This is a genomic window from Tabrizicola sp. (assembly GCF_036781545.1).
Lineage (GTDB): Bacteria > Pseudomonadota > Alphaproteobacteria > Rhodobacterales > Rhodobacteraceae > Tabrizicola.
This window is the reverse complement of the sequence record NZ_DAIQAT010000129.1, coordinates 1-10001: the sequence shown is the minus strand read 5'-3', so window position 1 is coordinate 10001 and position 10001 is coordinate 1. Positions and strand designations below refer to the sequence as shown.

At 67.5% G+C, this 10001-nt stretch carries 13 protein-coding genes; 10 read left to right on the top strand and 3 right to left on the bottom strand.

Annotation, left to right across the window (positions count from 1 at the left end; all coding sequences use genetic code 11):
- From V7Q39_RS15915 to V7Q39_RS15880, 8 genes are all read left to right on the top strand, one after another.
- Positions 1-360 (top strand): FAD-dependent oxidoreductase (locus V7Q39_RS15915; protein WP_333817593.1); only part of this gene is annotated, 360 nt, incomplete at its 5' end.
- 106 nt (positions 361-466) lie between these two features.
- Entirely contained in the window at positions 467-805 is a 339-nt protein-coding gene (locus V7Q39_RS15910) for a hypothetical protein (protein ID WP_333817592.1), read from the top strand.
- A 54-nt stretch (positions 806-859) separates the two neighbouring features.
- Complete coding sequence (locus V7Q39_RS15905; protein ID WP_333817591.1) at positions 860-1615, top strand: FkbM family methyltransferase; 756 nt, start codon at positions 860-862, stop codon at positions 1613-1615.
- 25 nt (positions 1616-1640) lie between these two features.
- A complete protein-coding gene (locus tag V7Q39_RS15900) occupies positions 1641-1976 on the top strand; it encodes a sarcosine oxidase subunit delta (protein ID WP_333817590.1) in 336 nt (111 codons plus the stop codon).
- Positions 1973-4891 carry a sarcosine oxidase subunit alpha family protein gene (locus tag V7Q39_RS15895; RefSeq protein ID WP_333817589.1) on the top strand — a complete coding sequence of 973 codons (2919 nt, stop codon included), beginning with the start codon at positions 1973-1975 and terminating at the stop codon, positions 4889-4891. Before V7Q39_RS15900 ends, V7Q39_RS15895 begins: the two co-directional genes overlap by 4 nt.
- The gene (locus tag V7Q39_RS15890) at positions 4884-5414 is read left to right on the top strand and encodes a sarcosine oxidase subunit gamma (RefSeq protein ID WP_333817588.1); all 531 of its coding nucleotides are present in this window, start codon (positions 4884-4886) and stop codon (positions 5412-5414) included. The genes V7Q39_RS15895 and V7Q39_RS15890 overlap by 8 nt, the downstream gene beginning before the upstream one ends.
- 75 nt (positions 5415-5489) lie before the next feature.
- Positions 5490-5918, top strand: a complete 429-nt coding sequence (locus tag V7Q39_RS15885; RefSeq protein WP_333817587.1) for a hypothetical protein — start codon at positions 5490-5492, stop codon at positions 5916-5918.
- Positions 5919-6027: 109 nt separating this feature from the next.
- The gene (locus V7Q39_RS15880) at positions 6028-6630 is read left to right on the top strand and encodes a superoxide dismutase (RefSeq protein ID WP_333817586.1); all 603 of its coding nucleotides are present in this window, start codon (positions 6028-6030) and stop codon (positions 6628-6630) included.
- A 64-nt stretch (positions 6631-6694) separates the two neighbouring features.
- On the opposite strand, the gene V7Q39_RS15875 is transcribed toward V7Q39_RS15880, so the two are convergent.
- Positions 6695-6874 carry a hypothetical protein gene (locus tag V7Q39_RS15875; protein ID WP_333817585.1) on the bottom strand — a complete coding sequence of 60 codons (180 nt, stop codon included), beginning with the start codon at positions 6872-6874 and terminating at the stop codon, positions 6695-6697.
- Positions 6875-6896: 22 nt separating this feature from the next.
- Positions 6897-7448: a TIGR00730 family Rossman fold protein gene (locus V7Q39_RS15870; RefSeq protein ID WP_333817584.1), complete on the bottom strand. Its 552-nt coding sequence runs from the start codon at positions 7446-7448 to the stop codon at positions 6897-6899.
- 100 nt (positions 7449-7548) lie between these two features.
- On the opposite strand from V7Q39_RS15870, the gene V7Q39_RS15865 reads away from it, so the two are divergent.
- Entirely contained in the window at positions 7549-8907 is a 1359-nt protein-coding gene (locus V7Q39_RS15865) for an Ig-like domain-containing protein (RefSeq protein ID WP_333817583.1), read from the top strand.
- On the opposite strand, the gene V7Q39_RS15860 is transcribed toward V7Q39_RS15865, so the two are convergent.
- The gene (locus V7Q39_RS15860; protein ID WP_333817582.1) at positions 8868-9239 is read right to left on the bottom strand and encodes an ArsR/SmtB family transcription factor; all 372 of its coding nucleotides are present in this window, start codon (positions 9237-9239) and stop codon (positions 8868-8870) included. The genes V7Q39_RS15865 and V7Q39_RS15860 overlap by 40 nt on opposite strands.
- 110 nt (positions 9240-9349) lie before the next feature.
- On the opposite strand from V7Q39_RS15860, the gene V7Q39_RS15855 reads away from it, so the two are divergent.
- Positions 9350-10001 (top strand): ABC transporter transmembrane domain-containing protein (locus V7Q39_RS15855; protein ID WP_333817594.1); only part of this gene is annotated, 652 nt, incomplete at its 3' end.

The window sequence follows — 10001 nt, the reverse complement described above, 5'->3', positions numbered from 1 at the left end:
ACCGACGGGTTCAACAACTATACCCAGCGCGGCAGCTTCCACCATATCGAGGAAACGCTCCGGGCTTTGGTCGAGACCTTCCCGATGATCAGCCGGTTGAAGATGCTGCGGCAATGGGGCGGCATCGTCGACATGACCGGCGACCGCTCGCCGCTGATCTCGAAGACCCCGCTCGGCAACTGCTTCATCAACTGTGGCTGGGGCACGGGCGGGTTCAAGGCGATCCCCGGCTCCGGCTGGGCCATGGCCGAATTGATGGCCAAGGGCGAGCCCGGACCGCTCGCCGAGGATTTCAACATGTGGCGCTTCAAGGACGGCCAGTTCATCGATGAATCCGTCGCCGCCGGGGTGGCGCACTGATGCATTCCTGTCGGCAACTCCTTGCCGACCCCTTCTTGCCCGGGCGGAACCTCTCGCCCGCGGCCCCTGTTTCCATGCCAGTTCGAAACAGCATGGAGATGGTCCAATGGCCGACCAAGAACACTACAAGACCTATGTCCGCGAAACCCGCACGACCGAATCCTCGGGCGGCAGCATGGCGCTCATCGTCGGCGGCCTCGTTGTCGCCGTGGGCTTCATCCTGTGGCTCATCTTCGGCACTTCGGGGGCGGTCGTCCCAACCGCTCCGGTGTCCGACACCACCAATGTCACCATCCAGCCGCCTGCGGCTCCGGCTGACACCACGACCAACGTCACCATCGACCCGGCACCGGATACCGCAGCTCCGCTTGAGCCCGCTCCCGCCGATGGCGCCGCCGAGCCGGCCGCCCCTGCCGAGCCTGCCACGCCTCCGGCCAATCCGTAACACCTCTTGCGGCGCGCGCCCGACCGCGCGCGCCGCAGCCTCCGGGGTCCGGTCATGATCCGCGACCTCGGCCCCTATATCCCCAAACGCGCGCACAAGCTGGATGCGCCCATCCTGACGATGCTCCTGAACGGGGTCCACGACCACCATCGCGGGCAGGTCTTCGTGCTTCAGGTCGGCGCGGGCAATGGTGAGACCGGGCTCCCCCTGTTGCCCCGCTTCCAGGATGACGGCTGGTCCGGCCTCCTGATCGAGCCGCATCCGCAGAACTTCGCGCAGCTCGACGCGCTGCACGCGAACGGCGAGCGTGTCGCGGTCCTGAACCTCGGGATCTCCGATGTCTCGGCCAGCCTGCCGCTCCATTCCCTCACCCCGGAAGCCGAAGCCCGCAACCGCCGCGCGCCCCGGCGCCGCGCCTCGCTGATCCGCGACCGCATCGCCACGCCCGGCATCCTGCCCGAGGACATCGCCAGCACCGAAGTGCCCTTCCTGCGCATGGACACCGTGCTGACGGAACTCGGCATCGACAGCGCCCAGATCATCGCGATCAACGCGGGCGGGCACGAGGCGCAGGTGCTCTCCAGCTTTGACCCCGCAGCGTTCGGTCCGTCGCTGGTCCTGGTCCATTCCTCCCCCGGCACTGCGGCCGACGACGCCTGCATCGCCGCCCTGACCGCCGCCAACCTGCACCCGTTCCGCATCGCGGGCTGGCTGGCAGGCCTTGCCCCCACCCGACTCGCCGTGCCGCTGGAAGAGCTCCTGACTTTCTTCCGGACGGGCATCGGCGCCCCGCAGGACCCCGAAGAATGACCCCCGCACAACTGGGAAGACCCTCATGCTGATCCTCGAATGCCCCTACTGCGGCGTGAAGGCCGAAGAGACCGAGCTTTCGCCCGGCTACGAGGCGCATCTCAAGCGCTTCGGCCCCGGCTCCTCGCCCGAGGAGTTCGAGGCCTACATGTTCGCCCGCAAGAACCCCAAGGGCGTGCATTTCGAACGCTGGCGCCACACCTACGGCTGCGGCAAGTGGTTCCTCGCGGCCCGCTGCACCGCCACGCTGGAGGTGTTCGGCACCTATCCCGCGCAGACCTCCGAACCCCCCGCCGACATCATCGCCAAGATCCAGGCCCGTCGACCCGACTGGCGGCCTGACTGGAAGGACAGCAAATGAGCACGCGCCTCGCCAAGGGCGGCCGGTTGATCAACCGCACCGCGCCCGTCGAATTCACCTTCAACGGCAAGCGCCTCAAGGGCTTCCAGGGGGATACGCTTGCCGCCGGGCTTCTGGCCAACGACCAGCTTATGGTCGGGCGCAGCTTCAAGTATCACCGCCCGCGCGGCATCGTCGCCTCCGGGCCGGAAGAGCCGAACGCGCTGGTCAACCTCGGCACCGGCGCCCGGCTGGAACCCAACCAGCGCACCACCACGACCGAGCTGTTCGACGGGCTGGAGTCCACCAGCCAGAACCACTGGCCGTCGCTGGAATTCGACGTGGGCGTGGTGAACAACTACGTCGCCCGCTTCCTGCCCGCGGGCTTCTACTACAAGACCTTCATGCATCCGCGTCCGCTGTGGAAGCACGTCTTCGAGCCGATCATCCGCCGCTCGGCGGGCCTCGGGAAAGCGCCGACGGAGGCCGACGCCGACCGCTACGAACAGGCCTACGCCTTCTGCGACGTGCTGGTGATCGGGGCAGGGGTCGCAGGCCTCAAGGCCGCCAAAGCCGCGGCTGACGCGGGCCAGCGCGTCATCCTGCTGGAACAGGCCCCCACCCTCGGCGGCCGCGCGCCTGTCGACCAGACCGAGGTCGATGGCCAGCCGGTGGAAGCCTGGCTTTCCGCCGTGGAATCCGACCTTGCCGCCCGTGACAACGTCACCCTCCGCACCCGCACCTGCGGCTTCGGGGTCTATGACCACGGCTATGTGCTGGCCGACGAACGCGTCGCCGACCACACGCCGGGCGACGGGCGACCCAGGCATCGCCTGTGGCGCATCCGCGCGGGCAAGATCATCAGCGCGACCGGCGCCATCGAACGCCCGCTCAGCTTTGCCGGGAACGACATCCCCGGCGTCATGCTGTCCGGGGCCATGCGCGACTATGTCGTCAACTACGCCGTCTCGCCGGGCGACCGCACTGTCGTCGTCACCAACAACGACTCCGCCTACCAGACCGCGCTGGCGCTGAAGGCTGCGGGCCTCGACGTGCCCGCCATTCTCGATGCCCGCGACAGCGCCACCGGCGTGCTGCCCGAAGCCGCCCGCGCGGCAGGCATCCGCGTCCTCACCGGTAAGGCCATCGCCAAGGTCAAGGGCGGCAAGCGCGTCACCGGCGTCACCATCTGCGCCCAGGCGGGCGAGGGGGCCGTGCAGGAGGAAATCGCCTGCGAAGCCGTCGCCATGTCCGGCGGCTGGTCGCCCGTCGTCCACCTGTGGAGCCATTGCGGCGGCAAGCTCGACTGGGACGAGACCATCTCCGCCTTCGTCCCCGACCCGACCCGCCCGCCGCTGAACCACGACGGCTCGGCGATGGTGGAAGTCGTCGGCGCCGCCGCGGGCGATCTCGACCTTTCCGGCACGCCCGCCGCGATCCCGCCGGTCTGGGTCATGCCGCAGGGCGCGCCCATCGCCTATCGCAACAAGATGTGGCTCGACTACCAGAACGACGTGAAGGTCTCCGACGTGCAGCTTGCCGCGCGCGAGGGCTATCTCAGCGTCGAACATACCAAGCGCTATACCACGCTCGGCATGGCCACCGACCAGGGCAAGCTCTCCAACATCAACGGCCTGGCGATCCTGGCCGATGCGCAGGGCTCGCAAATCCCGCAGGTCGGCACCACCACCTTCCGCCCGCCCTACACGCCCGTCACCATCGGCGCGCTGGCAGGTGAATCGCGGGGCGACATCTTCCAGCCCCTCCGCCGGACCCCGATGCATGAAGCGCATGAGAAATCGGGCGCTTACTTCGAGCCGGTCGGCCTCTGGCGCCGCCCCTACTGCTACCCGCGTGCGGGTGAGACGCATGAACAGGCCGTCCACCGCGAGGTCGTCAACACCCGCACCAACCTCGGCCTCCTCGACGCTTCCACCCTCGGCAAGATCATCGTCAAGGGTCCGGACGCCGGGCGCTTCCTTGACATGCTCTACACCGGCGTCATGTCCACGCTGCCGGTCGGCAAGTGCCGTTACGGTCTGATGTGCAACGAACAGGGCTTCCTGTCCGACGACGGCGTGGTGGCCCGGATCGACGAGGATACCTGGCTTTGCCACACCACCTCGGGCGGGGCGGACCGCATCCATGCCTGGATGGAAGACTGGCTGCAATGCGAATGGTGGGACTGGAAGGTCTACACCGCCAACGTGACCGAAGAATACGCCCAGGTCGCCGTCGTCGGCCCGAACGCGCGGAAACTGCTGCAAGCCCTTGGCGGGATGGACGTTTCCAAGGAAACGTTGCCCTTCATGCAATGGGCTGATGGCACGCTCGGCGGCTTCCCGGTCCGGGTCTACCGGATCAGCTTCTCCGGCGAGCTGAGCTATGAAATCGCCGTCCCCGCCAGCCATGGCGCGGCCTTCTGGGCGGCTTGCGTCGAGGCCGGAAAGGCCCTCGGCGCCATGCCCTACGGCACGGAGTGCCTGCACGTCATGCGGGCCGAGAAGGGCTTCATCATGATCGGCGATGAAACCGACGGCACGGTGATCCCGCAGGACCTGAACCTCGACTGGGCGATTTCCAAGAAGAAGGCGGACTTCCTCGGCAAACGCGGGCAGGAACGCACCTATCTCGCCAATCCCGACCGCTGGAAACTGGTGGGGTTCGAGACGCTCGACGGCTCGGTCGTCCCCGACGGCGCCTATATCATCGCCGAAGGGGTGAACGCCAACGGCCAACGCAACGTGCAGGGTCGCGTGACCTCGACCTACTACTCGCCTACGCTGAAGCGCGGCATCGCCATGGGCCTTCTGAAACAGGGGCCTGGCCGGATGGGCGAGGTGGTGGAGTTCAACACCGTGGCCGGTGGCACCGTGAAGGCGCGGGTCCGCGACGCGGTGTTCTTTGACAAGGATGGGGAGAAGCAGAATGTCTGATCCGGTCTCGGCGCTGAACGGCGCCAGTTTTCAGGGCTTCGCCACCATCCGCGAGATCGGCCCCCTAGGCATGATCACGCTCCGCGCCAAGGGCCTGAAATCGCTGGACAAGGCGGTGAAGGCCGTCACCGGCACCAAGGTTCCGGCGCAACGCCGGATCGAGGTGAACGGCGACCGCGCCTGCGGCTGGATGAGCCCGGACGAATACCTGCTGATTCTGCCCTATGCCGATGTCGCCGCCGCGCTTAAGTCGCTCGCGACGGCCCTCGCCGGTGAGCATCACCTGGCCGTCGATGTGTCCGACGCCCGCGCCGTTTTCCGGGTGGAAGGCGAGAGGGCCGCCGAAGTGCTGTCCAGGCTTGCGCCGGTCGACTTCGACAAGCTGGAACCGGGAGAGCTGCGCCGGACCCGCACGGCCCAGGTCGCAGCGGCGATGTGGCAGCAGGATCAGGGCTTTACGGTCGTCTGCTTCCGTTCGGTCGGGCGCTATGTCTTCGACCTTCTGGCGAACGCCGCGCGCTAGGCTGCACGAGACGGCTTGACGGAACCACCGCAGATTGCATTCTGCCAGTATCTTTAGCTGGTGGAGTGCAAACAGGTGTTTCGGAAGAAAAGTTTTGCGGTGGCGACGATTGCGGTTTTGGGAATTCTTGCGGGCCTGAGCCCGGCGCAGGCCAAGATCACCCTTTACGAATGCAAGTTCAAACAGGAAGAATCCCGTGGCGGCGGCTGGATTCCCGAGATGCTCATCCTGACCGAGGATGACAAGACAGGTGAAATCACCGTCTACGATCCGGTCATCAAGCATTTTGTCGGCGAGCCGATCCCGGCCAAGCTGGAGGCCCGGACAAACGCGCGCTCGACCTATATCTGGCGCTTCCGGGCGGACAACCGTGGCCAGTCGTCCAAGATGTCTTATACCTTCTCCTATCGCTCGAACGGGCAGCCCGCCACTATCCGGGCGCAGCCGGGCGGATATGACAATGTCTGGACCGGGGACGGAACCTGCAAGGTTTCCAAGGGTTGACCAAAGGCCCGTGACCGGGCGTCCGGTGGATGCAAGGCATCAGCACCTTGACCTTCCGCCGCGAAGCCCCCTTATTCGTGCCAAGCCTTCACTCAACAGGAGAGACCCCATGGCCTTCACCCTTCCCGATCTTCCCTATGCCCATGACGCGCTGGCCGGCCTCGGCATGTCGAAGGAGACGCTGGAATACCACCACGACCTCCACCACAAGGCCTATGTCGACAACGGCAACAAGCTGATCGCGGGCACCGAGTGGGAGAACAAATCCGTCGAGGACATCGTCCGCGGCACCTACCAGGCGGGCGCGGTTGCCCAGAACGGTATCTTCAACAACGCCTCCCAGCACTGGAACCACAACCAGTTCTGGACCTGGATGGCCCCGGGCGAGAACAAGAAGATCCCCGGCGCGCTGGAAAAGGCGCTGACCGACAGCTTCGGTTCGGTGCAGAAGTTCAAGGATGATTTCGCCGCAGCCGGGGCGGGCCAGTTCGGCTCGGGCTGGGCCTGGCTGGTCAAGGACAAGGACGGCAGTTTGAAGGTCACGAAGACCGAGAACGGCGTGAACCCGCTCTGCTTCGGCCAGACCGCGCTTCTGGGCTGCGACGTGTGGGAGCACAGCTACTACATCGACTTCCGCAACAAGCGCCCGGCTTACCTGACCAACTTCCTGGAAAAGCTGGTCAACTGGGAAGCGGTCGCCGCCGGTCTCTGATCGCCGTTGCCGGAAACCACAGGCCCGTGGAGCAATCCGCGGGCCTTTCCTATTGCGCCGCCTTTCAGGCCGCGATGGCCGGTTGCAGCGCGGCGAACCGTTCCGGGCTTTCCCGCGCCCAGACCTCGTCGCGCGGATAGAATTCGGGGAAAGGCTTCGCACCCGCAGGCCCGCCCCGCAGCAGCCGGTCTGCCTCGATCAGCGCGAAGGCCGTGCCGGCTTCCGCAAACGCACCCGTCCTCAAGCGGATGGCCCGTTCCGTCCCCTCATGCCAAAGCCCGTGCCAGCGCCGCCTCCAGCGCGGGGACATCCGGCACCGGCTGGAAATGCCGCTTCAGCGACGCATCCGCGAAGCCTTCGGCGATCACATGGTCGATGAGCGCCAGCAGCGGCTGCCAGTAGCCCTCCATGTCCAGCAGCAGGATCGGCTTGCCATGCAGCCCGATCTGCGCCCAGGTCAGCACCTCGAAGAACTCGTCCAGCGACCCCGCGCCGCCCGGCAGCACCACCACGGCGTCCGAGTTCATGAACATCACCTTCTTCCGCTCGTGCATGTCCTCGGTCACGACCATCTGCCCGCCATCGCGGGCCCGGCGCTCGCGTCCCAGAAGGTGGACCGGGATCACCCCCAGCGTCGGCGCACCCGCCGCCTGGGCCGCCTTCGCCACCTCGCCCATCAGCCCCACGTCGCCCGCGCCGAAGACTAGCCGCCAGCCGTTCCGCGCCAGCATCGCCCCGGTGTCGCGGGCGGCCATTCCATGTGCCGGGTTCCGCCCGGGACGAGAGCCGCAAAAGACGCAGACGGAACGAAGGGACATGGGGATGCTCGAAAATGGTTGCTTTGCCCCGTCATATAGCGATTCCTGATGACAACAAATGCAAAGCGCGCACGACGGAATGGTCGGGGGGAAGACGGGGATGGCGGCATTCGGGGCTCTGCGCCCGGGGACACAGGTGGCGGTCCTGCTTCTGGGCGGGGCGGTGGTGGCGGGTGGCGGATATGCCGTCTGGCAGCTGACCCGGCCCGATCCGGCGCCGGTGGCAGCCGTCGAGGTCGCCGCCGCCGCACCGGCGCAGGCGACCCCTGATCCCGCCGCTGCACCCGCCGCCGAGCCGAAGCCCGATCCCGCCCCCGCCGCCGAGCCGGTGAAGCCCGCCCCGCCGGTGATCGACACCTGGCGCGTGGCAGCCGATGGCGCGGCGGTCGTCTCGGGCAGCGCGGAACCCGGCGCGACGGTCGAGGTCATGGTCGATGGCTCCGCCGTCGCCAGCGGCACCGCCACCGCATCCGGTGAATTCGCGATCCTCTTCACCCTGGCGCCGAACCCGAAGCCCAGCCTCATGTGGCTGTCGATGACCCTGCCGCAGCAGGACCCCGTCCCCTCGGCCGAGATGGTCGCCCTTGGCCCGGTCGAAGGCCCGAAGCTCGCAGCTGCCGAGGCAACCGCGATCGACGCCCCCACCGCCGGGGCACCCGCGCCAGAGGACACCCTTGCCGCCGCCGAGGCGCCCGCCGCCCCGCCCGCGCTGCTTTTGTCCGAGGAGGGCGCGGTCCTGTTGCAAGACCCCGCCATGCCTGAACCCCCCGCCCTGTCCGGCGCCACCGTGATGATCGACACCATCACCTACACGCCCGCGGGCGAGGTGCAGATCGGCGGGCGCGGTGCGGCAGGGGCAGGCTTGCGCATCTACCTCGACAATGCCGAGACGGCGACGGCGCAGGTGCCGGAAAGCGGCCTCTGGCTCGCGACGCTGCCCGACACCACGCCGGGGATCTACACCCTGCGCGTCGACCAGATGGATGGCGCGGGCAAGGTCACCTCCCGTTTCGAGACCCCCTTCAAACGCGAGACGATGGAGGCCCTGGCCGCTGCCTCGGGCCCGGACCTTGCCGTCCAGGAACTTGCGGCGGCCCCCGAGGCCCCGGCCCAGCCGCAAGCCGCAACCCCCGAGCCCGTCGCGCCGGAGACGCCCGGGGCGCAGCCCGTTGCCGCAGAGCCGGGTGTGGAGCTCCCCGCTTCGGCCGCCCCGGAAACCGCCGCCGCCCCGGAAGCTCCCGCTGCGCCGCAGGCCGATCCGGCGCCAGCCCCCGCCGCCGCGCCCGTGACGGTGACGGTCCAGCCCGGCTTCACCCTCTGGGGCATCGCGCAGGAACGCTACGGCGACGGCGTGCTCTATGTGCAGGTGTTCGAGGCGAACAAGGACAAGATCAAGGACCCGAACCTGATCTATCCCGGTCAGGTGTTCTCGGTCCCGGAAACTGCGGCCTCGCCCTGATCGGGGCCCACGCGCCGACCATGCGAACAGGCCGCCAGCACATCCGGGTGATGGCAGCAGCAATCGTTCAGCACGAAGGAAAGCGTGTTTCCGACCATATGCGTGTCGACGCTGTAGAACACATGCCGCGCCAGCTTCCGCGACCGCAACAGCCCCGCCTGCTCCAGCGCGGACAGGTGGAACGACAGGCGCGGCGCGGCGATCCCCAGCTGCTCCGCGATCTGGCCAGCCGCCATTCCCTCCGCGCCCCGCGGCGTCAGCAGGCGGATCAGGTCGAGCCTCGTCTCATGCGCAAGCGCCGAGAGGGCGGCGAGGGCTTTACTTCGGTCCATCGTTCAAATATTCAAGAAACCTTGAATTGACCATAGCCGACCCGGACCCGCCACGCAATCCCGTTGGCCGGACCGGACGCTGCCCAGGACAGCCGATGCGCCGCACCACCATGACCGCTACTTCTGCTGACCAGGGCACTGTCCCCGCGTCGGCCACTTCCACCTCTACCATGCGCCGCGTCGCCCCCTATCTCTGGCCGGAAGGGCAGGGGTGGGTGAAGCGCCGCGTGGTGGCGGCTCTCCTCTTCCTCCTCGCGGCCAAGCTGGTCTCGGTCTCGACCCCTTACGTCTACAAGCTCGCGGTCGACAGCCTGTCGAACGAGGCGGGGACCGACCCGCGCGCGCTCATCGGCCTCGGCGCGGTGGGCCTTGTCGTCGCCTATGGCCTTGCCCGCCTCGGCTCGGTCGTCTTCGGCGAACTCCGCGACGCGGTCTTCGTCCGCGTCGGCCAGCGCGCGATCCGTCGCCTGGCGATCGAGACCTTCACCCATATCCACCAGCTGTCGCTGCGCTATCACATCACCCGCAAGACCGGGGGCCTCTCCCGCATCATCGAGCGCGGGGTGAAGGGCGTCGATTTCCTGCTGCGCTTCATGCTCCTGTCCATCGGCCCCTTGATCCTGGAACTGACCATGGTCGCGGGCATCTTCGCCTGGGTCTTCGGCTGGCAATATGCCGCCGTCGTCATCGCTACCATCGCGCTCTACGTCTGGTTCACCTTCGCCGTCACCGAATGGCGGGTGAAGCTGCGGCGCGAGATGA